This window comes from Marichromatium sp. PS1 (assembly GCF_041155115.1).
Taxonomy (GTDB): Bacteria; Pseudomonadota; Gammaproteobacteria; order Chromatiales; family Chromatiaceae; genus Marichromatium; species Marichromatium gracile.
Genome location: NZ_BAAFHB010000005.1, coordinates 93,312 through 117,896, shown reverse-complemented (window position 1 = coordinate 117,896; position 24,585 = coordinate 93,312). Strand labels below are relative to the sequence as shown.

20 protein-coding genes and 2 tRNA genes are annotated in these 24,585 nt (G+C 67.4%); 4 read left to right on the top strand and 18 right to left on the bottom strand.

Annotation, left to right across the window (positions count from 1 at the left end):
- Positions 1–397 precede the first annotated feature (397 nt).
- The gene (gene nth / locus ACAM26_RS12875; protein WP_123140464.1) at positions 398–1,069 is read right to left on the bottom strand and encodes an endonuclease III; all 672 of its coding nucleotides are present in this window, start codon (positions 1,067–1,069) and stop codon (positions 398–400) included.
- Positions 1,070–1,199: 130 nt separating this feature from the next.
- Between nth and ACAM26_RS12870 the strand changes: the two genes are divergently transcribed.
- Positions 1,200–1,913: a lytic transglycosylase domain-containing protein gene (locus ACAM26_RS12870; RefSeq protein WP_369613842.1), complete on the top strand. Its 714-nt coding sequence runs from the start codon at positions 1,200–1,202 to the stop codon at positions 1,911–1,913.
- An 8-nt stretch (positions 1,914–1,921) separates the two neighbouring features.
- Here the strand turns inward: ACAM26_RS12870 and cls are convergent, their stop codons facing one another.
- The 4 genes from cls to ACAM26_RS12850 form a co-directional block, all read right to left on the bottom strand.
- Positions 1,922–3,361: a cardiolipin synthase gene (gene cls, locus ACAM26_RS12865; protein ID WP_369613841.1), complete on the bottom strand. Its 1,440-nt coding sequence runs from the start codon at positions 3,359–3,361 to the stop codon at positions 1,922–1,924.
- Positions 3,362–3,455: 94 nt separating this feature from the next.
- Positions 3,456–3,542, bottom strand: a tRNA-Leu gene (locus tag ACAM26_RS12860).
- A 49-nt stretch (positions 3,543–3,591) separates the two neighbouring features.
- Positions 3,592–4,044 (bottom strand): tetratricopeptide repeat protein, encoded by a 453-nt coding sequence (locus ACAM26_RS12855; protein ID WP_123140467.1) that lies wholly within the window; start codon positions 4,042–4,044, stop codon positions 3,592–3,594.
- A 134-nt stretch (positions 4,045–4,178) separates the two neighbouring features.
- Entirely contained in the window at positions 4,179–4,991 is an 813-nt protein-coding gene (locus ACAM26_RS12850; protein ID WP_369613840.1) for an inositol monophosphatase, read from the bottom strand.
- Positions 4,992–5,090: 99 nt separating this feature from the next.
- On the opposite strand from ACAM26_RS12850, the gene ACAM26_RS12845 reads away from it, so the two are divergent.
- The 3 genes from ACAM26_RS12845 (at position 5,091) to ACAM26_RS12835 (ending at position 8,061) form a co-directional block, all read left to right on the top strand.
- Positions 5,091–6,572, top strand: coding sequence for a mannose-1-phosphate guanylyltransferase/mannose-6-phosphate isomerase (locus ACAM26_RS12845; protein WP_132230219.1), 1,482 nt, complete (start codon positions 5,091–5,093; stop codon positions 6,570–6,572).
- A 269-nt stretch (positions 6,573–6,841) separates the two neighbouring features.
- Positions 6,842–7,933 carry a redox-regulated ATPase YchF gene (gene ychF / locus ACAM26_RS12840; protein WP_123140470.1) on the top strand — a complete coding sequence of 364 codons (1,092 nt, stop codon included), beginning with the start codon at positions 6,842–6,844 and terminating at the stop codon, positions 7,931–7,933.
- Positions 7,934–7,984: 51 nt separating this feature from the next.
- Positions 7,985–8,061, top strand: a tRNA-Met gene (locus ACAM26_RS12835).
- A gap of 275 nt (positions 8,062–8,336) precedes the next feature.
- On the opposite strand, the gene ACAM26_RS12830 is transcribed toward ACAM26_RS12835, so the two are convergent.
- The 13 genes from ACAM26_RS12830 to ACAM26_RS12770 form a co-directional block, all read right to left on the bottom strand.
- The gene (locus ACAM26_RS12830) at positions 8,337–8,753 is read right to left on the bottom strand and encodes a 3-phosphoshikimate 1-carboxyvinyltransferase (protein ID WP_369613839.1); all 417 of its coding nucleotides are present in this window, start codon (positions 8,751–8,753) and stop codon (positions 8,337–8,339) included.
- Positions 8,754–9,217: 464 nt separating this feature from the next.
- On the bottom strand, positions 9,218–10,870 hold the full coding sequence (locus ACAM26_RS12825) for a diguanylate cyclase (protein WP_223805998.1): 1,653 nt from the start codon (positions 10,868–10,870) through the stop codon (positions 9,218–9,220).
- 72 nt (positions 10,871–10,942) lie between these two features.
- Positions 10,943–11,317 carry a response regulator gene (locus ACAM26_RS12820; RefSeq protein ID WP_123140479.1) on the bottom strand — a complete coding sequence of 125 codons (375 nt, stop codon included), beginning with the start codon at positions 11,315–11,317 and terminating at the stop codon, positions 10,943–10,945.
- Entirely contained in the window at positions 11,314–13,935 is a 2,622-nt protein-coding gene (locus tag ACAM26_RS12815; RefSeq protein WP_369613838.1) for a CHASE domain-containing protein, read from the bottom strand. Before ACAM26_RS12815 ends, ACAM26_RS12820 begins: the two co-directional genes overlap by 4 nt.
- A gap of 239 nt (positions 13,936–14,174) precedes the next feature.
- Positions 14,175–17,684, bottom strand: a complete 3,510-nt coding sequence (locus ACAM26_RS12810; protein WP_369613837.1) for a PAS domain S-box protein — start codon at positions 17,682–17,684, stop codon at positions 14,175–14,177.
- The gene (locus ACAM26_RS12805) at positions 17,681–17,926 is read right to left on the bottom strand and encodes a hypothetical protein (protein ID WP_369613836.1); all 246 of its coding nucleotides are present in this window, start codon (positions 17,924–17,926) and stop codon (positions 17,681–17,683) included. Before ACAM26_RS12805 ends, ACAM26_RS12810 begins: the two co-directional genes overlap by 4 nt.
- A gap of 116 nt (positions 17,927–18,042) precedes the next feature.
- Positions 18,043–18,453, bottom strand: a complete 411-nt coding sequence (locus tag ACAM26_RS12800) for an ATP-binding protein (RefSeq protein ID WP_369613835.1) — start codon at positions 18,451–18,453, stop codon at positions 18,043–18,045.
- Positions 18,443–18,817: an STAS domain-containing protein gene (locus ACAM26_RS12795; RefSeq protein WP_369613834.1), complete on the bottom strand. Its 375-nt coding sequence runs from the start codon at positions 18,815–18,817 to the stop codon at positions 18,443–18,445. Before ACAM26_RS12795 ends, ACAM26_RS12800 begins: the two co-directional genes overlap by 11 nt.
- 5 nt (positions 18,818–18,822) lie before the next feature.
- Positions 18,823–20,118, bottom strand: a complete 1,296-nt coding sequence (locus tag ACAM26_RS12790) for a PP2C family protein-serine/threonine phosphatase (protein WP_369613833.1) — start codon at positions 20,116–20,118, stop codon at positions 18,823–18,825.
- A 4-nt stretch (positions 20,119–20,122) separates the two neighbouring features.
- Entirely contained in the window at positions 20,123–20,632 is a 510-nt protein-coding gene (locus tag ACAM26_RS12785) for an NUDIX hydrolase (protein ID WP_369613832.1), read from the bottom strand.
- On the bottom strand, positions 20,629–22,218 hold the full coding sequence (locus ACAM26_RS12780) for a WecB/TagA/CpsF family glycosyltransferase (protein ID WP_369613831.1): 1,590 nt from the start codon (positions 22,216–22,218) through the stop codon (positions 20,629–20,631). The genes ACAM26_RS12785 and ACAM26_RS12780 overlap by 4 nt, the downstream gene beginning before the upstream one ends.
- A gap of 26 nt (positions 22,219–22,244) precedes the next feature.
- Entirely contained in the window at positions 22,245–23,195 is a 951-nt protein-coding gene (locus tag ACAM26_RS12775; protein WP_369613830.1) for a sulfotransferase, read from the bottom strand.
- A complete protein-coding gene (locus ACAM26_RS12770) occupies positions 23,195–24,487 on the bottom strand; it encodes a lipopolysaccharide biosynthesis protein (protein ID WP_369613829.1) in 1,293 nt (430 codons plus the stop codon). The genes ACAM26_RS12775 and ACAM26_RS12770 overlap by 1 nt, the downstream gene beginning before the upstream one ends.
- Positions 24,488–24,585 lie beyond the last annotated feature (98 nt).

Genomic DNA, 24,585 nt, shown 5'->3' with positions numbered 1-24,585 from the left:
CGGCTCCTGGTCACGCTGCGCTTTGCCCAGCCTACGTCTTTTCAACCGCAAAGCCGCGAAGCGCGCAAAGGGGATGAGGTGCGATGACGGAGTGCGACCACGGACGGTGCGGGGTCGCACCGCCGTCGGGTGGTTGCGCCCACTGGTGGCTGGTCGCTGGCAGCTTTCAGCTTCTTCTGGCGACTTCCGCTGGGCACGCTGCGCTTTGCCCAGCCTACGTCCCTTGGCTTTTCAACCGCAAAGCCGCGAAGTACGCAAAGGGGGGGGAGGTGCGATGACGGCGTGCGGCCACGGACGGTGCGGATCCGCACCGCCGTCGGATGATCGCGCCCACTGGTGGCTGGTGGCTGGTGGCTGGTGGCTGATCGCTGGAGGCTGGTCGCTGTCGCCTGACCGCTCAATCCCCCTTCGCGTCCTTCGCGCCTTCGTGGTTCACCCCTCCCGATTTCTCCGGATACTCGCAGAGGTCGGCGATGGGGCAGGTGGGGCAGCGGGGGGCGCGGGCGGTGCAGGTGTAGCGGCCGTGGAGGATCAGCCAGTGGTGGGCGTCGTGCAGGTAGGGCTCTGGCACCTGTTCGAGCAGGCCGCGCTCGACGGCGAGCGGGGTGCGCCCGGGGGCGAGGCCGGTGCGGTTGGCGACGCGGAAGATGTGGGTGTCGACGGCCATGGTCGGCTCGCCGAAGGCGGTGTTGAGGACGACGTTGGCGGTCTTGCGCCCGACCCCGGGCAGGGCCTCGAGGGCGGCGCGGGTGCGGGGCACCTCGCCGGCGTGGTGCTCGATCAGCCGTTGGCAGGTGGCGATGATGTTGCGCGCCTTGGTGTTGAACAGGCCGATGCTGCGGATGTGCTCGCGCACGCCCTGTTCGCCGAGGGCGAGCATCGCCGCCGGGGTGTTGGCCGCGGCGAAGAGCCCGGCGGTGGCGCGGTTGACGCTCTTGTCGGTGGCCTGGGCGGAGAGCAGCACCGCGATCAGCAGCTCGAAGGGGCTGGCGTAGATCAGCTCGGTGGTGGGGTGGGGGTTGGCGGCGCGCAGCCGCTCGAAGAGGTCGCGACGGGTGCTGAGCTTCATCGGGCGTGTCGGGTCGGGGCGCAAAAGGCGGTCATTGTAACCGGATGGGTGACGCTGCCCGCGTGTCCGGGCTCTGTTAACCTAGCCGCATGCATTTGGCCGAGATCATCCGCTCGGGGGAGTTCCACCCATGCCGTTGCTGTTGGTGCTGTTGCTGATCCTGCCGTCTGCCGGTTGGTGTTCGCTCTCCGATGGCCAGCGTCTGCTGCCGGTGGCGCCGGACGTGCCGCGTCCGAGCCGCGCCGAGGTCGAGGCGATGGTCCCCGAGATCGCCAAGGCCCGCGGGGTCGAGGAGGCGCTGGTGCTGGCGGTGATCGCCGCCGAGTCGAACTTCAACGCCCATGCCGTCTCCCACGCCGGCGCCGTCGGGTTGATGCAGCTGATGCCGGAGACCGCCGCCGACTACGGCATCGGCTCGGTCGAGTCGCTGTTCGACGCGCGCACCAACCTGCGTGTCGGCACCCGCCATCTCAAGCGCCTGCTCAACAAGTACGACAACGATTACGGGCGCGCGGTGATGGCCTACAACGCCGGCGAGGGTGTGGTCGATCGCACCAACAGCCGGGTGACCTATCTCGAGACCCTCAACTACACCGAGGCGGTGCTGTTGCAGTACGTCCGCAACGGCGGTCGGGCGCCGACCCAGGCGGCGCTGCGTCAGGTGCGCGCGCTGCGCGGGATGCGTCACGCCGGGGGCGCGCGACGGCTGATGAAGCGTTATCTCGACCCCTCGCTGCTCTCGCTTAAGGTCAAGCCGACGCTCGATCTGCCCTCGCTCAGCCCCCGCCTCCACGAGCCCGGTCCGGCCAGCCGACCGATGTTCGAGCTCGACACCGGGCGCTGAGCCGGCCCTCAGAGCACTGGGCCGAACATCGCCACGGCGTTGTTGACCAGGTGGCGCGGCAGCGACCAGGCGGCGACCGCCGCGCGGGTGATCTCGCGCGACTGGGCGAGATAGTCCTGCTGGCGCGCGCGCAGCGCGGCGGTGAGCGTGGGGTCGTGGAAGAGGATGTTGTTCTCGTAGTTGAGCTCGAAGCTGCGGCGGTCGAGGTTGGCCGAGCCGATCAGCGCCACCGCGCCGTCGAGGGTCAGCGACTTGGTGTGCAGCAGCCCCGGCTCGAACTCGAAGATCCGCACCCCGGCCTCGAGCAGTCCGGCGTAATAGCTGCGGCTGGCCGCGCCGACGATCAGAGAGTCGTTGTGCGCCGGCAGGATCAGGGTGGTGGCCACGCCGCGGTAGGCGGCGGCGCAGAGCGCATCCTGCATCGACTCGTCGGGGACATAGTAGGGGGTGGTGATCACCAGCTCGCGCCGCGCGGTGTGCATCAGCGTCTCGAACACCTCGGGCATCGCCGAGTAGCGCACCGTCGGTCCGGTACCGATCACCTGCGCGGCGAAGCCGTCGGGATGGGCCTGCGGCAGCGGTCGGGCGAGCAGCTCGTCGAGCGGGTCGTCGACATGGCTCATCCAGTCGCTGGCGAAGAGGTGCTGGTTGTAGCGCGCGATCGGTCCCTCGAAGCGGATCACCGCATCGACCCAGGGGGCGTAGCGCGGCTTGACGCGGAACTCGGGGTCGGCGCAGTTCTGGCTGCCGCAGTAGGTGATGCGGTCGTCGATGACGACGATCTTGCGGTGGTTGCGCAGGTCGATGCGGCCCTTGATCGGGCGCATCAGCGGGTTGCCGATGGGCAGCGCCGTGGCCAGCCGCACCCCGGCCTCGCGCATCGCGCGCCAGTGCGGCGAGCGGATCAGCGCGCGCGCGCCGAGGTCATCGGCCATCGCCCGGCAGGTGACGCCGCGCGCGGCGGCGCGCGAGAGCGCGCTGGCGACCCGGCAGCCGTTGCGGTCGGCCAGCCAGATATAGAAGAGCACGTGGACGTGATCGCGCGCGGCGTCGATGTCGGCGACCAGGGCGTCGATGGTGGCGTCGGAGTCGGCCATCAGCTGGCCACGATTGCCGCCGACGGCGCGATAGTCGCAGATCGACTCGCCGAATCGGAAGAGGTGCGCGTAGCGCTCCGGTACGTCGGGCGGATGTCCGGGGGGCGGGGCGGGCAGGCGCGCGAGCACCGCGCGCAGCCGTGCGACACGGCTGCGGCCGATACCGACCTCGCCGAAGAACAGATAGGCGAGCATGCCGACCACCGGGAAGACCAGCACCACCACCACCCAGGCCACGCGCGAGGCCGGCTGACGGTGCGGGCGCAGCAGCACCCGGACCAGCACCGTGATCTGCAGCGACAGGTGGAGGAGATAGAGCAGGACGGTGACGATGGTGGCGGTGGTGCTCACGGGGTCCCTCGCGCGCTGTCCACGGATGAGGCGCCGACGCGGGCGCTCACGCAAAAAAGGCCAGACGGGCGTCTGGCCTTTTTCGGAATCGGTCTGGTACCGGGAGCCGGACTCGAACCGGCACGGTGTTGCCACCGTCAGATTTTGAGTCTGATGCGTCTACCAATTTCGCCACCCCGGCAACGCAGCGAACAATTATAAGGCGCAATGCGCGTGCGCGCCAGTCCCTGTTAGCCGCCTTCCTCGAAGCCCGCCAGCCGATAGAGCCGCTTGGCCTCCTCCGGGTCCTTGTCGACGCCGAGCCCCTCCTCGTGGAGCATCGCCAGGGTGGTCATCGAGCCGATCAGGCCCTGGTCGGCGGCCTTGCGGAACCAGCGCGCCGCCTCGGCGTGATCCTGCTCGGCGCACTCGCCCTGCATGTACATGAAGCCCAGCCCGTGCTGCGCCAGCCCCAGGCCGGCCTCGGCGGCGGCGTGCATATAACGATAGGCGAGCGCGCTGTTGGCGGCCATGCCGAGCCCGTTCTGCGCCATGATCGCCATCCGGTACTGGGCCTCGGGGTTGCCGCCCTCGGCCAGCGGGGCGAGCAGGCTGGTGGCGCTGGTGAACTGGCGCGCCTCGAAGGCGGCGATACCGCTGGCCAGATCCATGTCCAGCCCTTGCATGTCGTCTCGATCGCTCATGCTGAAAGACTCCGTGACTGTCCGCGCTCGGGTCCGAGTCGCGCCCTGTCTTCGGTGGACGCGATCCCGAGCAGCAATGCTGACGCAAGCCGAGGTGTGATGCCAGCCCTGGATACACCTCGGTTGTTGGGGGATCAGGTCTCGATCAAGGGTAGGGCGACGAACGCGTGCCAGAGTTCGAGCAATCGCCGATCGGCGGCGGCGAGGGCGACGCGCGGCTCGAGATCGAGCGTCTCGACCGGACTGACGCCGCCGGGGCGGTAGAGCCGCGCGGCCACGCCGGCCTCGTGTGCGATCAGCCGCCCGGCGGCGTAGTCCCACAGCTTCTGCCCGCCGTGCAGATAGAGCTGGTAGCGCCCGCAGGCGAGCCAGCACCACTCCAGCGCCACCGCGCCGAGGTTGCGCTGCGAGCGAAAGCCGCCGGGACGCAGCAGCGCCGGAACGCGCTTCGGCGGCAGGCGCTTGAAGTCGACCATGGCGATGCAGTCGCCCAGTGCCGGGCCGGGGGCGAAGGGCGCGATCGGGGTGCCGTCGAGCTTGGCCCCGGCGTCGCGCACCGCGCTGAAGCACTCGTCGCGCACCGGGTCGAGGACCACGCCGAGTTCCACCCGGGCGTGACGGACGAGTGCCAGGGAGATGGCGAAACCGGGGAAGCCGCAGGCGTAGTTGCCGGTGCCGTCGATCGGGTCGAGCACCCAGACGCCCTCGGGCGACTCGCTCAGGCGCGCTTGCTGCGCCGCCTCCGACATCTCCTCGCCGAGCAGCGGGATGCCCGGATACTCCGCCGCCAGCGCTTCGGTCAGGCGTTGCTGCACGGCCAGGTCGGCGCTGGTCACCAGGCTGCCGTCACCCTTGGTGTCGGCCTCGATCCGTCCCCAGCGGGGCAGGATCTCGGTGCCGGCGACCTCGCGCAGCAGCGCGCCCAGTCGTATCGGATCGGGTCTCATGCGACCTCCTTTCTCCGTCCGTCGGTTTGGCCCGGTCTGGCCCGGATTGGTGTAATCTTACGGGCCAAGTCCTTCAACTTCAGCAACAGGTACCCGTTGATGCTTCTGCAACCCGTCATCCTGTCTGGAGGCTCGGGGACACGGCTCTGGCCGCTCTCGCGCGAGGCCTACCCCAAGCAGTTCCTGCCGCTCACCGGCGAGCACACCATGCTCCAGGAGACGGTGCGCCGTCTCGACGGGCTCGAGCGCGAGCATCCGCGTCAGGGGGCGGGCCTGGTCGACCCCATCGTCGTCTGCAACGAGGCACATCGCTTCCTCGTCGCCGAGCAGTTCCGCGCCGTGGGGCGCCGCGCCGCGGCGATCGTGCTCGAGCCCGAGGGCCGCAATACCGCCCCGGCGCTGACCCTGGCCGCACGCATCGCCGTCGTCGAGGGCGCCGATCCGGTGCTGCTGGTGATGCCGGCCGATCACACCATCGCCGACGAGCCGGGGTTCCGCGCTGCGGTCTCCGACGCCTTCGCGCTGGCCAGCGACGGGGCCGTGGTCACCTTCGGCATCGTCCCCGGCAAGCCCGAGACCGGATATGGCTATATCCGTCGCGGTCAACCCTATCACGGTGACGGCCTCGATGGGGCGGCCTACCGGCTCGATGCCTTCGTCGAGAAGCCCGATGCGGCCACCGCCGAGTCCTATCTGGCCAGCGGCGATTATCTCTGGAACAGCGGCATCTTCGTGCTCCGCGCCTCGCGTTGGCTGGCGCTGATCGAGCGCTTCCGCCCCGACATCGCCGAGGCGGTGACTCGCGCTTGCGCGGCGGTGAGCGATGACGGCGATTTCCAGCGCGTCGATCCGGCGCTGTTCGCCGCCTGTCCGAGCGACTCGATCGACTATGCGGTGATGGAGCGCCTCACCGCCGAGGGTGAGTCGGTGCCGGCGGTGGTGCTGCCGCTCGACGTCGGTTGGTCGGACGTCGGTGCCTGGCCGGCGTTGTGGGAGGTGCGCGCGCGCGATGCCGAGGGCAATGTGCGCGACGGCGACACCTTCGTCCACGAGGCCGCCGACAATCTGCTGATCGCCCAGCATCGCATGCTCGCGGTCATCGGTGTGAACGACCTGATCGTGGTCGAGACCCCGGACGCGGTGCTGGTCGCCGACAAGGCGCACGCCCAGGATGTGAAGGCGGTGACCGAGTCGCTGCGCCGTGATCAACGCAACGAGTACCGTCATCACCAGCGTGTCCACCGCCCCTGGGGGGCCTACGAGTCGATCGACCAGGGCGCGCGCTACCAGGTCAAGCGGTTGACGGTGAAGCCGGGCGAGTCGCTCTCGTTGCAGATGCACCACCACCGCGCCGAGCACTGGATCGTCGTCTCCGGCACCGCGCGGGTGACGTGCGGCGAGGAGACCTTTCTGCTCACCGAGAATCAGTCGACCTATATCCCCGTCGGGACTCGCCACCGCCTCGAGAACCCCGGCACCATCCCGTTGGAGCTGGTCGAGGTGCAGTCCGGCAGCTATCTCGGCGAGGACGATATCGTCCGCTACGAGGACCGCTACAACCGCGACGCCAGCGATTGCTGAGTCGGCCAGCCGTCGCCAGCCGTCGGCTTCCAGTGGAGCGCAACGCCGGCGCCGGAGTCTTGAATATCCCATGCCTTTGCGCTCTTCGCGTCCTCGCGGTTTAATCCTGGCGGCTGGCGGCTGGCGGCTGGCGGCTGGCGGCTGGCGGCTGGCGGCTGGCGGCTGGCGGCTGGCGGCTGGCGGCTGGCGGCTGGCGGCTGGCGGCTGATCGCGGTTCAATCCCCTTGATGGGTGGTGTAAAATGAGCGGTTTTCCAGCGAGACCTCGCCATGGGATTCAAATGCGGTATCGTCGGCCTGCCCAACGTCGGTAAGTCGACCCTCTTCAAGGCCCTGACCAAGGCATCGATCGCGGCCGAGAACTATCCCTTCTGCACCATCGACCCCAATGTCGGCGTGGTGCCACTGCCCGACCCCCGGCTCGACGTGATCGCCGGCATCACCAAGCCCGAGCGGGTGCTGCCGACCACCATGCAGTTCGTCGACATCGCCGGTCTGGTGGCCGGCGCCTCCAAGGGCGAGGGGCTGGGGAACAAGTTCCTCGCCAACATCCGCGAGACCGACGCCATCGCCCATGTGGTGCGCTGCTTCGTCGACGACGATGTGGTGCACGTCGCCGGCGGCGTCGATCCGCTGCGCGACATCGAGGTCATCAACACCGAGCTGGCGCTCGCCGACCTCGAATCGGTCGAGCGTGGGCTCGATCGTGCCCAGCGCATGGCCAAGACCGGCGACAAGAAGGTGCTCGCGCGCAAGGAGCTGCTCGAGCGCGTGCGCGCGCAGCTCGACGGCGGTGCACCGGTGCGTGCGATGGGGCTCGACGAGGACGAGCAGCTGGAGCTGCGCGACCTCTTCCTGCTCACCGCCAAGCCGACCATGTACATCGCCAACGTCGCCGAGGACGGTTTCGAGGACAATCCGCTGCTCGACGCGGTGCGTGGACTGGCCGCCGAGGAGGGCGCCGAGCTGGTCGCGGTGTGCGCCGCGATCGAGGCCGAGGTGGTCGAGCTGGAGGACGCCGAGCGCGACGAGTTCCTCGCCGAGCTGGGACTCGACGAGCCCGGACTCAACCGCGTGGTGCGCGCCGGCTACCAACTGCTGGGTCTCGAGACCTATTTCACCTCCGGCCCGAAGGAGACCCGTGCCTGGACCATTCCCGCCGGCGCCAAGGCCCCCCAGGCCGCCGGGGTGATCCACACCGACTTCGAGCGCGGCTTCATCCGCGCCGAGGTGATCGCCTACGACGACTTCGTCGCCTGCAAGGGTGAGCAGGGCGCCAAGGAGGCGGGCAAGCTCCGTTCCGAGGGTAAGGAGTACGTGGTCAAGGACGGCGACATCGTCCACTTCCGCTTCAACGTCTGAAAAAGGGGTTGACAGCAGAGGCCGGGGTCCGTAACATTCTCGTTCTCTTGAGGCTACGTAGCTCAGTTGGTTAGAGCATCGCACTCATAATGCGAGGGTCCCCTGTTCGAGTCAGGGCGTAGCCACCATCTTCCGTACAGCGTGCAACGAGCCGCCCCCGTCCGTGGGGCGGCGCACCTGTTCTTACTCCCCAAGCAATCGTGAATCCTGGCCTCAATCATGGGTCGCGGAGTCGTGTGCGTCATTCCCGATAGCGTCTCTCCTGTACGTCCCGACCGCACCCGCTTGACCGCCTGCTCCTTGAGCCGCGGCCTGTGTGTCCGCTGCGGGCTCTTCTGCATCGCGCGCTCCATGCGTTGATCGTCGCTCCGGGTGTCTCACCGTGGAGGCATCCCGGGTCAAGCTATGACTTGAACCAGTCCCAAATCCCAAGGGAAAAGCCCGGAATGAGATCGATCCCTGCCGCCGACTTGGCGAGATAGAGCGCCAGCAGTCCCATTAAGACGCTGAAGATCAGAAAGATGGCGAGAAGAGCCGTCTGTAAAAACAGCCCGATCTGACGTTCGCCTCGCGACAGCTCGCGACGGTTGCGGCCCAATAGCAGGACGAAGTAATAGCGATAGTGGATGAACTTCAGGGTGCCGCGCCAATCGACCGAGTGATTGCCCCATTTGCGGTCGACAAGCGCCAACTTGAGATAGGAGAGCTGCTCCTCGGAGAAGCTCGTCTGTATCTTCGGCGGCATTCGTGCCATGAGGTGCTGCAATGCTGCGTCTTGACGCAGTTCATCCCGTAGCTGGTCGGATTCGAGTGGATTCATGCGCCATCCCTTTTGCAGTCTGCCTGGTGTTTCAGCGGTCATTCCTTTCCGATCATGACAGCGGCCAGTGCTCTCGATCTCCATCGCGTTGAGCCCCTCTACTGCGTGGTCGCTCGCTTCAGGGGCCAAGCATCAAACTAGTCAGTGTGACGGCTGGAAGTGCGGCGATGTGCCTGTCGACATCGACTGGGAGGGCATCGCTCGGGTCGTGGCCGCGACACCTCGGATCCTGATCCCTGCCAGCCATTGAGCGAACAGAATGGGTGAGTTGGCGGAGGTCCTGCGCAGACCGATCAGATCCCAGGCGCGTGTCAGGGAGTCTCGATGTCAAAGACCGGATGCGAGGGTCTGCGATAGATGTTCGGTGACACCGGCGCATGCCGCTCGGTGGGCGCTGTGATGAACAGCGTCGCCTCGCTGAGCCCTGAGGTGACTCGGGGCAATCGATTCCAGACCTCGTGCATTCAAGGCGGTGTCGCTGATCCGCTGTCTGCGTTGGCGCATACGACGCGATTGCGCCCGAGTCGCTTGGCCTGGTAGAGCGCCGCGTCGGCGGTTGAGGTCAATGCGATGCTGGAATAATGGTCGTCAAGCTCGGCGAGTCCGGCACTGAAGGTGCACTGAAAATGGCCGCTTGCGTTGGGCAGACGCAGCAGGGCGAATTGCTCGCGCAGGGCGTTCATGACCTTCTCGGCCGCGGCGATCGTGGTGTCGGGCATCAGCACCGAGAATTCCTCGCCGCCATAGCGGCCGATGACGTCGTGGCGTCGCAGACGTTTGCGCAACATCTGCGCCAGACTTCTGATGACCCGGTCGCCAACGGGATGACCATAGGTGTCGTTGACCTGTTTGAAATGATCGATGTCGAGTATGGCGAGCACAAGTGGAGCGTCGCTTCTGCTCGAGCGGGCGACCTCGGTCTCGAGATGCAGGTCGAAAGCGATGCGGTTCAGCAGTCCCGTCAGACTGTCCTGACGGATGAGCGCGGTGAGCGAGCGGAAGCGTGAGACACGCAGCTCGACCGCCCTCACCAGATCGACGTCCGGGATGGGCTTGGTGAGGAAGTCGTCGGCACCCGTCCCCATCGCGGACAGTTGCTGCTGGCGATCGGATTCGCCGGACAGAAAGACGATGGGGATGCCGGCATGGCGCTCCTCCTGCCGTACGACGCGTGCGGCCTCGATGCCATTGCAGTCGGGCATGTAGAGATCCAGCAGGATCAGCTCGGGCTCGAATGTGGCGATGCTGTCGAGCAATGCGCTCGGCTCGCTGATCGCGTATGCCAGCATGCCCGCGTCTCTGAGCACCGCCACGTAGTAGTCTCCCAGTGGCACCGAGTCGTCGAGGATCAGCACACGGTAGGGGTCGGAGGCGTGCGTGCAGGTCAGCTTGTCGAGCAGGTCGGCCAGACTATGGACGTCGATCGGTTTGGACAGACAGGCATCGGCGCCGCTGCGCACCGCGGCCAGGCGGCTGTCCCAGTTCCAGTGACTGGACACCATGATGAGTGGAGGCTCGGTGCCGGTCCGGTTTGGCGAGGTGCTGGATGGGGTTGCCGATACCCCCCCTTCGGGAAGGGGCGAGCAATCCGAGACGATCGCCCGAATCCGCTGCGTCTCCAACACCGCTCGAGCCCGTGCTAATGACTCGCACCAGATGACATCCCAGCCGTAGTAGCCAAGTTGCTCCACCAGGTCTTCGGCACTCGCCCGATCCTCTTCGATCAGCAGCAGACAGGAGGGGGCCTCCCCCCTGGTCTCCGCCGGGATCGGTTCGAGGCGTGCCGGCTCGACCGCTGCGGCGGTCTCGAGGGCCTCCGGGATCTGCAACGCATACCGTCTCAAGGCCTTGAGGCGGGCACCGATGCGCTCGAACAGCTCCAACCGGACGGATTCTTCTTCGCTCTGGTCGAGGCGCTCGAGCACGTCCTCGATCTCCCTGGCCTGGTCGCCGAGCCCGGGCTGCCCGAATGTCCCCGCGGTTCCGGCCAGGCTGTGCACCGGCCGGTGAAATGCCTCCAGGGCGGCCGGGCGGCCTGCTGTCTCAAGCACATGCGACCAGCCGCGCTCCAGTTCATCGATTCGTTCCGGAAGCTCCGCGAGGAAGCGCTCCCGCATTCGGCGCAGTCTCTCGCCACGGCTCGTCTGAGATGTCGACATGAGCGCCTCCATGATGGCTAAGAGATGGGGTCAGGCAGCCGAGTGCCCCAGGAGGGCGCGAATCTCATCGCCCAGGCGCATGGGGTCGAAAGGCTTGGAGATCACTCCGAGCGCCCCTGTCGCTGCGAGCTGCTCGCACTCTTTCGGTTGGACCTTGGCGGTCATGAAGATGACCGGGGTTTGGGCCAGATGGGGCAGCTGGCGCAGCCGTTGGAGCGTGGTCGGACCGTCCATGCCCGGCATCATGACGTCGAGCAGGATGAGGTCCGGCGCGAGTTCGGGCGCGCGGCTCAGCGCCTCGTCCCCGGATGCGCACTGGGTCAGCCGAAAATCCTCCTCCAGCGCGAACTCGGCGATCTGCCGGATATCGGACTCGTCCTCGATATGCAGGATGTGCAGTGTCATGGCGTGCTCCTGGGATTCGGATCGTCCTCGTTTGTCGGTGCGGGGCTATCCGCGCGGTCTTCGCTCCATTCGGGCAGATCGAAGTAGAAGGTCGTGCCCCCGCCTGCCCGAGAGGTATAGCCGATGCATCCATGGTGTCGCTCCAGGATCGCTTTGGTGATCGAGAGCCCCAGGCCGGTTCCGCCCTTTTCGCGGCTATCGGAGCTGTCGGCCTGGGCGAAGCGTTGGAAGATGTGATCCTTGAAGGACTCGGGAATGCCTGGGCCCTGGTCCTCGACCAGGGCGCGGAATCCTTGTGCGTGACGCCGCAGCCCGATCTGGACCTCCCCGCCTTGAGGCGAGTATTTGACCGCATTGGAGATGAGGTTGGCGAAGACCTGCAGCATGCGATTGTCGTCCGCCAGCACCGGGGCGCGCTCGAGCTCCACACGACCCGAGAGCTGCACCTGGAGCTGGCGGGCGTAGCCCTCGTTGGCCTCCAGTGCCTGGCGGGCGAGGGCAGCGAGATCGGTGGGGTGGAGATCGAAGTGCATGCGCCCGGAGGCGATCTTCTCGAGATCGAGGATGTCGTCGATGAGCAGGGTCAGGCGCGCGCTGTTGCGCTCGGCCATCTCGAGCATGGTGCGAGCCTTCTCGGGCAGGGTCTCGGCGTAGCGACCGACCACCAGCCCGAGCGCGCCGCGGATGGAGGTGACGGGCGTGCGCAGCTCGTGACTGACGGTCGAGATCAGCTCGCTCTTCATGCGCTCGAGCTGCTTGCGCTCGGTGATGTCGCGGATCATGCCGATGAAGAAGGGCCGACCGCTGCGTTCGATGCGCGAGACCGCCAGTTCCATGGGGAAGACAGTGCCGTCCTGGCGCCGTCCCTTGAGCTCGCGGGTGACGCCGATGACCCTTTTGTCACCGGTGCGCAGGTGGTGGCTCATGTAGCCGTCGTGGCCGCTGCGATAGGGTTCCGGCATCAACATGCTGAGGTTGCCGCCCACCACCTCGGCGGCGGTATAGCCGAAGATGCGCTCGGCGGCCGGGTTGAAGGAGATCACCGTGCCGTCGGGACCGGCGGTGACGATGCCGTCGATCACATTGTCGAGGATGGCCTGGGTGTGCTGCGACTGGTCCCTGAGCGCGAACTCCGCCTGCCTGCGCGCGGTGATGTCGGTGAAGACCGCATAGACCTGGTACACCCCGGCGCCGGAGGCGTCCTGCCTGGGGTAGGCGTCGACCTGGACCCAGCGCCAGGGGGTGGCGCGGGCGTGACGGATCCCCATCACCACGCCGGTGACGGGTGCGCCGAGCCGCAGGGCCTGGATGACCGGGTAATCGGAGGTGGAAAAGGCGCGTCCGTCCTCGCGAACGACCTGCCAGAGCGAGTCGATCGAGGTGAGCTCGCGCATCTGCTCCAGGGTGGCGCCGAGGATGCGCTGGGCGGCTGGATTGGCATCCAGGATGCGGCCCTCGGCGTCGTGGATGACCACACCCTGGCCCAGGTGCAGGAAGACCGAGCGGAAGCGCTCCTCGGACTCCTGGCGCCGCGCCGTCATCTCCTCGGCCAGCGCCAGCGCCTGAGCGCGACGGTCCAGCAGCAGCCGGGTCACGGCGAACAGGGCCAGACTGATGCCGATACCCAGTCCCAGCACCAGCCAGATGGTCGCCAGGTCGGTCTCGGCGGCAAAGCCCGGCCGGCTGTAGAGGTTCAGGGTCCAGGTGCGGCCGTAGGCCTGAATCCGCTGCAGGCCGGTGTGGCTCGGGTTCGGGTTCGGGTCGTGCTGCTCGGCGGAGTCGTACATGAGGGCGTCCGGATCGGTGCCCTCGCCATCGTAGATCCTGAAGTCGATCGCCAGGCTGCGCTTGCCGAGGATCCCGGCCATGAGGTCGTCGACCCGATAGGGGCTGTAGACGAAACCCCGCAGCGCCGCCCAGCGCTCCGCCGCCGTGTCGAGGGGCAGACCGGGCCGATAGATGGGGACGTACATGAGGAATCCGGCCTGTTCCCTGCCGTGGGTCTCCTGCACCAGCCGGACCTTGCCCGAGATGGTGGTGGCGTCGGTGTCGACGGCCGCCTGCATGGCCGCGCGGCGGATCTCCTGCGAGAACATGTCGTAGCCGAAGGCCGCCAGGTTGCGCCCGGAGAAGGGCTCCAGATAGACGATGGCGGTATAGAGCGCACGCTCGCCGGGCGGTTTGAGCCGATAGTCCGGAAACCCCTCGGCGCGCACGGCGGCGACATGGGCGGCCAACTGGTCGGCTCGGACGAGCTGGCTGTAGCCGACGCCGAGGATGCCGGGATAGTTCTCCGTCAGGCGCAGGCGCTCCACATAGGTATGCCATTCCTGGCGAGAGACCGTCTCGCTGGCGTCGAAGAGTCCGGCGCCGCCGAGCAGGATCTGCTCGTGGTCGTGCAGACGCTCGTCGATCGCCTCGCGGATCTCTTGGCTAAGCAGATCGAACTGCCGGTCGGCGATCAGCTGGCGCTGCTCGATCAGCCCCTGCCAGGCCAGCAGGACCGGCAGCAGCGCCGCCAGCAGCACGATCCAGGCGAGATAGCGACGGCTGTTCGTGCTCCTGGGCCGCGCGGACCGGGCGAGGCGCTTCGGGGTGGGGTGGGTTCTGTCTCTCATCCTGATGTCCGCACGTTCCGATGATCCGTTCCAGATGAACAGCGCTTCGCTGTCTTCGGGCCAGGACGCCATCCCGTCGGATTGGCATCCCGGGGCCGCGCTCCATCAGTAAGAAATGCCGATGGAAGGCGCCGATCGCAAGAGACGGCCGTTACGTCTCGACGATGAAAGATACCTGTCACCGTGGTTGTCGGTGAGGCGATGAAGCTCTGCTCTGCAAGGTGATGTCTATCCCGGCGCTATGTCTCCCCGCCCCGAACAGCGGGGGATTTTGTGCGCCATTGCTCGCATGCCTGGCGCAGCAGCTGGAAGCTTGTCTCGGCGACGTTCGGCAGCTCGAGCAGGCTGGATGCGAGCGCCTCGCGATCCTTCTCCTTGGCGGCCCTTTCGATTTCCTGCGCCAGTCGTTGGAGTCGCAGTGCGCCAAAGCTGCCCGCGCCGCTCTTCAGACTATGCGCCTCGGTTTGTATTCGGCCGCTATCCTCGCTGGTCTGCTGGTCGATCAGGGTCGCAACACGCTCGGTGCTCTCTTCCAGGAACATGCCGATGAGTTCGGGCACCAGCTCCGGGGCGGTATTGTCCGCGAGCTGATCGAGGATGCGTGGATCGAGATCGGGGAAGGCTGCCTCCGGGCCCTGGTCGGCGGGCAAAGCATCGGGACCCTCGGGCGGTGAGGGTAGCCTCTTGGCAGGCTGCAGGGACAACCATTTGGCGATCATTCGGCGCAGATTGCCGATGTCGATCGGCTTGGAGATGAAGTCGTTCATCCCCGCGCTGAAACAGCGTTCCCTGTCCTCGGCGAAGGCGTTGGCGGTCATGGCGATGATCGTGGTCTCGCGGTTCGGCGAGCCCCCTGCGCGAATCCGGCGCGTTGCCTCGAGTCCGTCCATCAGTGGCATCGAGATGTCCATGAGGATGAGATCGAACCTCGACTCCTCGGCACACTCGATCGCCTCCTCCCCGCTCCAGGCGACTACGACCTCATGCTTCGACTTCTGCAGGATCGCTGTTGCGACCGCGACGTTGCTCGGGCTGTCTTCGACCAGAAGGATACGTGCCGGTCGCATCCCCTGCGGATCAGGGTGTCTGGGTCGCGGCACCGCCTCTGTGGAGGGAAGGGTCGCGGCCGCCACGACACCCAGGGCCTCGGCCAGATAGGCAAGGAGGCTGTAGAGGCGGGCGGGCTTGCGGACGACGGAGCGGAAGCCCAGACGTTTCGAGACATCGATGGCCCCGACCTCGCCCATGGGGGCGAGGCGGACGAAGCGCAGCAGCGGGTATCTGCTCGGGAGCTGCTTCACGTAGTCGACGTCGGTGGCCTGGGCCGCTCCCGAAGGCGTGTCCAGGAGCACCAGGGGCAGTGCCCCGGGATCGAGCTGCTGTAGCGCTGCCTCGAGGTCGGGTGCCCGATCGACGGGTTGGCTGGCGATGCCGTAGCGCTCGAGCTGCTCGACGATCCCCTTGAGCAGCACGGGATTTGCCGAGAAGACGTAAACCTTGCGGTGACGCAGATGGCCAAGGATCTCGGTGAGATCGGCGTCGTGGGCACCGCGTCCGGAGACGGGGAATGCGGCGATGAAGCGCGCGCCCTCGCCCTCGCGGCTCCGGCACTCGAGGTGGCCGCCCATCAGCTCGACCAGCCGCAGGCTGATCGTCAGGCCCAGGCCGCTTCCCTGATAGCGCCGGGTCGGGCTGTTGTCGGCCTGCACGAACTCTTCGAACAGGGTGCGCTGCTGCGCCTCGGAGATGCCGATGCCGGTGTCCTCGACCTCCAGCAGCAGCGTCCCCCGAGAGTCGTCGGTCGAGCGTCGATAATCCAGCCCGATCCTGATGCCGCCCGAGTCCGTGAACTTGATGGCGTTGCCGACCAGGTTGGTGAGAACCTGCTTGGTTCTCAGGATGTCTCCGAGGTATTCGGACGGTATCCCCGACGCGGCAACCACGACGACCTCGATGCCCTTGCTCTGGGCCTCCGCGCTGAACAGTGAGGCAACGGTGTTGACGATATCGATGGCACGGAACCATTGGCGCTCGAGGGTCAGCTTGCCCGCCTCGATCTTGGAGAAGTCCAGGACGTTGTTCAGCAGCGCGAGCAGGAGCTGTCCGCCGTTGACCGCAGCCGTTGCGAACTGGCGCTGCTCGGCGTCCAGATCGGACTCCAGCAGCAGGTTGTTCATGTTGATGATGGAATTCAGCGGGGTACGGATCTCATGGCTCATGGTGGCCAGAAAGCGGCTCTTCGCCTCGCTGGCAGCCTCGGCCTGCCGCCGTGCACTCTTGAGTGACTCCTCATTGCGCTTGCGTTCGGTGATGTCGACGAAGTGCGCGACATAGTTGGTCGTCGCGCCCGCGGCGTCCTTGACCGCGGTGATGCTGAGCGACTCCGGGTAGATGCTTCCGTCCTTGCGCCTGTTGTAGAGCTCGCCGCGCCAGCCGCCGCGCTGCGCGATGCTTGCCCACATCGCCTGATAGAAGGCGCGGTCATGCCGCCCGGAGGAGAGGATGCGCGGGTTGCGCCCCAGGACCTCGGCTTCCGAGTAGCCGGTGATGCGGGTGAAGGCCTCGTTGATGCGCAGGATCTCGCCGTCCCGGTTGGTGATGAAGATCGCCTCGTCGGCCTCCAGCGCCTGGGCGGCGAGCTTGAGTTCCTGCTCGACGCGCTGTCGATCGGTGATGTCGCGGATGAAGGAGGTGAAGATCAGGTCGTCCTCGGTCTCGATGGGCGCGATGTTGAGCTCGACCGGAAAGGTGTGGCCGTCCTTGTGCAGCGCGCTGAGTTCGATCCGGCGGTTGATCACCCGGCCGACGCCGCTGGCGAGATAGCGCTCCATGCCCCGTTCATGTGCGGTGCGGTAGGCCGGCGGGATGAGCAGCTCCGACATCGAGGCGCCGATCGCCTCGCGTGCGGCATAGCCGAAGATGTGCTCGGCGTTGCCGTTGAATTCGATGATGCGCCCATCGGCATCGACGGTGACGATGGCGTCGAGCGAGGCGGCAAGCGTCGCCGCGTTCTTCGCCTCGCCCTGCGTCGTGGCACGGGCCAGTTCGCGCGAGTCCTGGAGCGCCGCGCTGAGTTGCTCGTAGGTCTCCGCCAATCGTGCGGACATGCGGTTGAACGATCGGGTCAGGCGGGCGACCTCATCGTGCCCTTGCACCGGGATCTGGACGCCGGGGCCGCGGCGGGTCACCTCCTCCGCGCCGTCGTGGAGCCGCTGGAGTCGACGCGTCAGGATGGTCCCCAGGACGAAGGAGAAGATCGCGACCAGGACCACCTCGATCACGGCGATGGTGCTGGACCAGCGTTGCGCGCTCGCCAGGACCGCGTGGATATGTTCGGTCGAGAAGCCCATCTCGACCTGTCCGATCGGCTGCGTGCCGACCCGAATCTCCGCCCTGGCATCGAACACCGGGTCATCGTCCCGCAGTTGGTGGTGGTCGGGGGCGGCGTGCTCCAATGCGCTCTGCGCCCCGCCTTCGGCAAGCACCATGCCCTGGCCGTATACCCGTACGTAGACCACTTCCGGGGTGTCGAGGATCTCTTGCAGTGCGGAATCGATGGTCGCCAGATCGGTGCTGATGACGGCATCCTTGATGGTCGCCGCGAAGAACTGCGTCAGGGTGAAGGCGCGTTGGGCGAGCTGGGCCTCGTTGGACGAGCGCAGGAAGCCCAGTCCACTGACGATGAGGATGCCGAGCAGAATGGTCTCGATGAGCGCGATGCCGAGGATGGTCTTGAGGCGAAAGCTCAAGGTGCGTCTCCCGCCAGGTCCTCGAGAGACTCGATGCCGAGGGCGCGGATATCGTCCCGGTCCGTGTCCCGCGCGAGTGTGACGCCTTCGACGTCGACGGTTGCGAGCAAGCGCCTGCCCGTCTCATCCGGATCCATGCCCGCGCGGGCCGAGACGATCGCGGCGGTGCAGTGCGCCGCGACGCGTGGATGTGCGGCCAAGGGCTCGGGCGAGGGTAAGGCGAGGGTGCCGATCGATCGCATGGTGATCTCCTGGTACGCACATTCAGCGCACCCCTGGGGTGCGACCGGTCAGGGCGGGCTCCGTCATCGGCGGCATCTTTGGTGTTGTCGGCAGTGGCGTCGTGCCGACGGCGGGCTCAGGCGAGGAGCTTTCTCAGTATGACCCTGTTGCCGGTACCATCCGTCTCGTAGTCGACGCTGTCCATCCATTGGCGCATGATCCACCAGCCGCGTCCGCTCTCGGCCAGCGGGTCGGGCGCGATCTCCGGGGGCATCTCGGCCATGGCCTTGCCGTGGTCGCCGACCTGGATGCTCAGGCCCGCGTCATCGAGCGTCCAGCGGATCTCGACGCTGTGGCCCGATTGGCGTCCGTAGGCATGGATGATGGCGTTGTTCACCGCCTCGATGGTGCAGGTCTGGACCTGGTAGGCGGCCATCTCGTCGAGCCCGGCGTCCAGACAGAGTGCGCGGATACAGGTGCCGACGAGAGAGGTCATCTCCAGCCGGCTATCGATCCGCACGAAGAGTGTCTTTGCGCTATCGGCCATGACGCGAATCCGCTTCGGTTGTGTCTGCCGCCATCTTGGCGAAGGCCCCGTCCACGTCGGGGCTGAAGTCCATGACTTGATTCAGCCGCATCATCTCGACCAGCGCCATGAGCGGCGGACTGAGGCCGCTGATGACGAACGCGGCCGCGCGCGTCCTGAACTGGCGCCCGAGCAGGACGAGTTCGCCGATCGCGGAGCTGTCGATGAAGTCGAGCTGGCGCATGTCCATCACCAGGGGGCGGGCGGCGTGCATCCGCTGGCGGACCTCCTCGAAGGCCTGGGGTGCCGATGCGGCGGTCAGTTGCTTGACCTGAAGCTGGAGCAGGTCGCCGCGGTCGTCTTCTTGCTCGAGCCAATATCTCACGTCGTTCACCTCGATGATTGGGGCGCATCCAGCTCGGCGGCCAGCATGGAGATGTCGTCGGCGAGTGTCGGGCTCTCTCCATTCGCCGGTCGTCTCCAGCGCTCGAGTGCCTCCTGAATCTGGTCGATGGCCTCGTCCAGGCTGGCGCCCCGGGCGAGCCGCAGCGTCTCTGCCAGCCGTTCGAGTCCGAATGGCGAGCGGTCCGGGGCGAAGCACTCGGTGACGCCGTCGGAGTAGAGCAGGAGCCGGTCGCCGGGCAGGAGCTGGAAATCGACGGCCTCGTAATCCGCATCGGCGATGAGCCCGACGGGGAGTCCGCCTCTACCCAGGGTCTCGACGCGGCCTTCGCGCCGGTAGAGCAGGGGGTAGGGGTGTCCGGCCTGGCACAGCGACCCCTTGCCGGTGTGGGTGTCGATGACGGCATAGACCATGGTGCAGTAGATCATATTCCGATCATGGACCTGGAAGCCCTGGTTGAGCCGGGTGACGACGGCGACCGGGTCGGTGAGGGTTTCCTGGGGCGCGATGGCCTTGGCCGTTGCGAACCCCGAGGAGACGGTCATGGCGGGGTGAGAATCGGTCGGCGGCTGGAGCTGCGCCTTGCCGCTGGTGCCCGGGTGCGGGGAGAGCAGCTGCGTCAGGTGGACCGAGAACATCGCCGCCGGTACCCCGTGACCGGAGACGTCGATCAGATAGAGGGCGAGATGGCGCTCGTCGAGTCTGAAGAAATTGAAGATGTCCCCGGCCAGTTGCTCGGCCGGCGCCATGGCCCAGGCCAGGCGCAGCGGCAGGCCGGTCTCGCTGGAGGCGGGCAGCAGGCTGCGCTGTACGGCGGCCGCGGCATCCAGGTCACGCTGGACGTGGGCCTGGCTGGCCTGCAGCGCCTCGTTGACCCGACTGAGCTCGGCGTTCTTCGTCTTGAGCGCCTGCTCCAGTTGCAGGACGCGCTCGCCTGCCTTGATGCGGACCTGCAGCTCCTTGGCATTGACCGGCTTGTTGATGAAGTCGTCCGCCCCGGCGTCGAAGGCGGTATAGATGTCCTCGGTCTGATCCTTGCCCGTGAGCAGGATGAGATAGACATAGTGCGAAAAGCCGGCCGCCCTGAGCCGGTGACAGAGTTCCAGCCCGTTCAGACGCGGCATCACCCAGTCGCAGATCGCCATGCCGATGGGCTCGTGCTGGAGCCGTGTCCAGGCCTCCTCTCCGTCGGCGGCCTCGATGACCTCGTGTCCCCATTTCTGCAGCATGACGCTCAGCGTGCGTCGCATCCAGGCCTCGTCGTCGACGACCAGTATCTTCATCGGCTCAGTCCTCGCGGTCCTGACTCAGGGTTGCCCGCAGATAGGCCGCGACCGGGGCGTGAAGCGGTAGCCGGAGGGCCTCCTCGGGGGTGCGAAACCCGGCCCAGATCACCTCGCGTCCGTCCAGGCGGAGGGGCGATGGGCTGTCCAGGCGCAGATCGAAGACCCGGATATGGTCTCGCTTGTACTCGGTCAGGCTCAGCGTCTGGAACGACTCGCGCAGGGCGTCGATCGGCACAGCGATGCCGACCTCTTCGCACAGCTCGCGCCTCGCCGCCTCGACGGCGCGCTCGCCGCGCTTGATGCCGCCCGCGGGCAGCGTATGGATCCCCTTGTAGCTGTTGCGGATCAGCAGCAGCCGCTCGTCGTGCCAAACGGCGACATAGGCGCCATGGGTCCGGGGTCTGCGCACGAAGTCGAGCCCCAGCATGAGCCGGTAGCCGACCCGGTACAGCGCCCGGATCGCGCGGTCCAGCGCACTGGCGGCGGCGTGGATGTCGTCCGGGCGGCTCATCGCATCGCGTCCGTCTCGGGTTGGGCGAGCATCGCGAGCGCTTCCCGGCGGGTCCGGGCGTGCAGGAACAGGGTCGTGAGCCGGGTGATCTCCATCAGCTGGCGCACGGGCGGTTGCATCCCGCAGAGGGCCAGGCGTCTGCCCTGGCTGGCGAAACGACGCTGCAGCTTGAACAGCAGCCCGAGTCCGGTGCTGTCGATGAACTGCAGGTCGCTCAGGTCGAGTAGCAGGTCCGTCCCGTCCAGCTCGGCGCCGAGGGCGTCGAGGTCGAGCCGGGCGGCGCGATCGGCGTCCAGCCGACCGCTCAGGCGGGCGACGCCGATCCCGTCGATCGGGTGCTCCGGTTCGAGCAGCACGGCGCCCCGCGCGCGGGCGGCGCCTTGGGGGGCGGGCGGCGACCCGTCATGGCGTTCGGTGAAGAGGTCCCAGGTGCGCGTCATCTTGAGCAGGCTCGCGACCGGCGTGTGCTCCAGCCCCTCGGCGCGCACGCGACGCCGGGTGTTCTGCCGCGTCTTCCAGATCCGCGCCAGGTATCCGAGTGCGATCGAGTCGAGGAAGCGGGTGGCGCTGAAATCGACGACCAGGGTATCGGTTGCGTCCTGATCGGGCATCGATTGCTGCGATCGGACCCAGTCGGCGTCCACGATCTCGGGGAGTATCAGACGCCGCGCCCCGTCCTCCGGTGGGTTGGCGCTCGCATCCGGCGCGGCGGTCTGGGCGATGACGCCTGGTCGATGCTGGAGACGGCGGCGGAAGCGCCAGTGCTCGAAGCGGTCGTGCAACACCAGCGGGAGACCCATGACCGCCAGCTTGGCGAGTCCGACGGCATAACGCCTCCACAGTCGTTTCGGGTCCTGGGCGATGCGGTAGATCCACTCAAGGCCGGTGCGCTGCATCCAGACCGGCGCCCGTGAGACCCGCCCGACGATGAACTCGAAGGTCCCGCCGATGCCGATGCCGACCCCGACCTTGAGCCGATGACGGTTGCGCTGGAACCAGATCTCCTGCTTGGGGTTGCCGAAGGCGATGAGCAGCACGTCGGGCTCGGCCGCGTTGATGCGGGCCACCGTGTCCGCATCCTGCTCCTCGGACGCCAGCATGGCCTCGCCCTCGGTGTGGACGAAGGGCGCGTGGACGCCGGCGATCCGCAGGCCCGGGTTCAGCTCGACCAGCCGGTCGGCCGCCTGCCGACCGATGTCCCCGCGACCACCGAGCAGATACAGCCGATGGCCGCTTTGCGCCATGGCGCTCGCCAGCGCCGGGGCCAGGTCGGCCCCGGTCACCCGTCGTTCGATCGGCGTGCCGAGCAGCCTGGCGAGCCAGACCACCGGCATGCCGTCGGCGGTGACCAGGTCGGCGCGGCGCAGGATCTCCAGCAGCTCCGGGTGTCGTGGGGACGACCATGGGGTCCAGCCGAGTGCATTGGTCAGGAAGTCGACGTTCACCGTCACGATCTGGCGCGGACGGCCATCGGCGCGGTAGGCGTCGGCCAGCTCCAGCGTCCGCCGCACGGCCTGGTCGGGGGTCAGGTCGTCGATGGGGATACCGAGCACCAGGGTCACGCGGCTGGACGGGGTCTGGGGCATGGCCGGGTCCTCGTGCCGGGGCGCGCTCATCGTGCGAAATCCCTCCAGGGCGCGGGCCTGCCGACGAGCGTCTCGATGCGGCGTACGTCCTCGGCGAAGTGCTCGGCCAGACGGCGGCGCGTCTGCGGCGTGGGGCCGGTCGCCGCGGCGGGTTTGTCGGGACGCACGTTGAGCTGGTCGTACCAGTAGTCGATGATCCCCCGGGTGCGCGGCGGGACCCGGTCCCAGACCGCCCGGAACAGCGTGTTGCGCTTGAGCCATTCGCGCCATTCGGCCGGGATCAGCAGTCGCCCGCCGCCCTTGTGATAGACCTTCCCGAGGTTCGGCGGCTGGAAGTCGGCGGGCAGGCCGAGGAAGGTCAGGACGGCGTCCACGGCCTCCTGTGGCGCCTGTTGCATGTCTTCCATGTAGAGCACCAGGAGCTGGTCCTTGGGGAAGTGCTGCAGGAAGCGATCGAGCGCGCGCGCGTATTCGCTCCACACGAAATAATAGCGGGTGACCTCCTCGTTGGCCTGGCTGTAGCCCTCGGCATAGTCCGGCGGGATGGCCTCGCGGTCGCGCGCCAGGGCGTCGGGTTGCAGCAGCGCCTCGGTGGCCTGTGCGAAGTCCCGCGACTCCATGCCGCGGCGCAGCGACATGGTGAAGTGCGAAAAGGCGCGATCGATGGGGTTGCGCAGGATGGCGATGAGGCGGATGTCCGGGTTCGCCGCGGCGATGCGCCCGGGCACGCGCGGATCGGTCATGTACTGCGGGCTGGCCGTGCCCCAGAGCCGGTCGCTGTCGGCCTCCTGGAAATACTGCGCCACGAGCGCGGGCCAACCGGCCGCGTAGAGGTCGTCGCGGCTGAAGAAGGGCAGCTCCTTGTCCGGGGGCAGATAGAGACGCGGATGTTTCTCCAGATAGCGGAAGAGCGAGGTGGTGCCCGATTTCTGGGCGCCGATGATGCAGAAATCGAGCGGCTTGGGTGTCGTCATCATCATGGTCTCTGAGCTGAGTCGGCTGCATCGAGCTGGCGCAGCGAGCGGAGTGAAAAGCCGAACGAGAGCAGATTCTTGAGCATGAGGCCGGCGCTGTAGGCCAGGGTCACCCCCAGCACGCCGGCGATGGTGCCGCCGAGGATCATGCCGACGGACATGGCCACCCCGGTCCCGAGCAGGATGCGAAGCTCCGTGCGCTCCCGGTGCATCATGTTCAGCAGATAGCCCACCAGCCCGGTCGCCGCGTTGACCAGCTGACCGGCGGTCATGATCCAGAGCAGCGGCCTGGCGTCGCGGAACTCCGCGCCGAAGATGCCGAGGAGGGGCTCGGCGAGCAGGGTGAAGGCGAGCAGGGGCGGCAGGAACAGCAGCAGCGAGAACTGCTGGCTGCGTTTCAGCAGCAGGCGCAGCCGGGCCGAATCCTTCAGCTCGTAGGCCGCGGCGAACTGCGGGCCGAGGATGGCCGCCAGGGTGACCAGGATGACGGTGGTCAGGTTGATGAGCCGAAAGGCGACGCCGAACTGTCCCAGCTCCTCGACGCTGGCGAAATGCGGCAGCACCAGGATGGGCAGATTGACATAGGCGACATTGAGTAGCGTGCCCCCCCACAGTGGCCAGAGCGCCGGGCTGATGACCGGCGGCGCTCTCCCGCCCTCGCCGCCGAGCCGGCGGCTGACCCCTCGCCACAGTGCGGCGGCCACCAGAAAGGCGCAGCCGACGGATGCCGCGTGCAGCCACAGCAGGCTCTGGTCTTGCAGCCTGTCGAGGAGAACCAGCGCCGGCAAGGCCGCCAGCAGCACCAGCGGGATGGTCGCCGCCTCGGCGAAGAGACCGCGCTGCACCGCCCCGGCCGCCTTGAGCGTTTCGGCGAGGATGCGCAGACCGACGAAGGCCAGCGCGCCCACGGCGGCGATCCGCAGGGCCGGGGCCAGATCCACATCCCCGGCGACGAGCTCGGCCATGGGACGCGCCCCGAACCAGGGGAGCAACATCGCCGCCGCGCCGCCGAGCATGACGAGTGCCAGGGCGCGGCGCACGAAGGCATCGGCCGAGGCCCCCTGTCCGCGTGCCCCGAGTGCTGCGACCGTGCGCATGGCGTAGACGGGCATGCCGATGCTGATGGCGTCGGCGAAGAGCACCAGCCAGGTGACGTAGAGGGTGTAGAGTCCCATGCCCTCGGCGCCCAGCAGGCGGGCGATGACCACGCTCATGGCGATCTGCAGGCTCAGTCCGACGCCGCGTACCGTCAGTGCCGAGAGTGTCTTGCGCAGGACACGGGGCGGGATTCTCATGAGCGCGCTTCCCTGGCGAATGACTGTGGGCAACCGCCGCCCTTTGCTGGGCGAGGTATTCCATACCGTTACAGCTATGCGTGTATGCGCAAGGTATG

Excerpts from the sequence above, each read along its gene's own strand:
- nth (WP_123140464.1), bottom strand. The coding sequence starts at position 1,069 with ATGAAGCTCAGCACCCGTCGCGACCTCTTCGAGCGGCTGCGCGCCGCC.
- ACAM26_RS12870 (WP_369613842.1), top strand. The coding sequence starts at position 1,200 with ATGCCGTTGCTGTTGGTGCTGTTGCTGATCCTGCCGTCTGCCGGTTGG.
- ACAM26_RS12855 (WP_123140467.1), bottom strand. The coding sequence starts at position 4,044 with ATGAGCGATCGAGACGACATGCAAGGGCTGGACATGGATCTGGCCAGC.
- ACAM26_RS12850 (WP_369613840.1), bottom strand. The coding sequence starts at position 4,991 with ATGAGACCCGATCCGATACGACTGGGCGCGCTGCTGCGCGAGGTCGCC.
- ACAM26_RS12845 (WP_132230219.1), top strand. The coding sequence starts at position 5,091 with ATGCTTCTGCAACCCGTCATCCTGTCTGGAGGCTCGGGGACACGGCTC.
- ychF (WP_123140470.1), top strand. The coding sequence starts at position 6,842 with ATGGGATTCAAATGCGGTATCGTCGGCCTGCCCAACGTCGGTAAGTCG.
- ACAM26_RS12830 (WP_369613839.1), bottom strand. The coding sequence starts at position 8,753 with ATGAATCCACTCGAATCCGACCAGCTACGGGATGAACTGCGTCAAGAC.
- ACAM26_RS12825 (WP_223805998.1), bottom strand. The coding sequence starts at position 10,870 with ATGCGGGAGCGCTTCCTCGCGGAGCTTCCGGAACGAATCGATGAACTG.
- ACAM26_RS12820 (WP_123140479.1), bottom strand. The coding sequence starts at position 11,317 with ATGACACTGCACATCCTGCATATCGAGGACGAGTCCGATATCCGGCAG.
- ACAM26_RS12815 (WP_369613838.1), bottom strand. The coding sequence starts at position 13,935 with ATGAGAGACAGAACCCACCCCACCCCGAAGCGCCTCGCCCGGTCCGCG.
- ACAM26_RS12805 (WP_369613836.1), bottom strand. The coding sequence starts at position 17,926 with ATGCGATCGATCGGCACCCTCGCCTTACCCTCGCCCGAGCCCTTGGCC.
- ACAM26_RS12800 (WP_369613835.1), bottom strand. The coding sequence starts at position 18,453 with ATGGCCGATAGCGCAAAGACACTCTTCGTGCGGATCGATAGCCGGCTG.
- ACAM26_RS12790 (WP_369613833.1), bottom strand. The coding sequence starts at position 20,118 with ATGAAGATACTGGTCGTCGACGACGAGGCCTGGATGCGACGCACGCTG.
- ACAM26_RS12785 (WP_369613832.1), bottom strand. The coding sequence starts at position 20,632 with ATGAGCCGCCCGGACGACATCCACGCCGCCGCCAGTGCGCTGGACCGC.
- ACAM26_RS12780 (WP_369613831.1), bottom strand. The coding sequence starts at position 22,218 with ATGCCCCAGACCCCGTCCAGCCGCGTGACCCTGGTGCTCGGTATCCCC.
- ACAM26_RS12775 (WP_369613830.1), bottom strand. The coding sequence starts at position 23,195 with ATGATGACGACACCCAAGCCGCTCGATTTCTGCATCATCGGCGCCCAG.
- ACAM26_RS12770 (WP_369613829.1), bottom strand. The coding sequence starts at position 24,487 with ATGAGAATCCCGCCCCGTGTCCTGCGCAAGACACTCTCGGCACTGACG.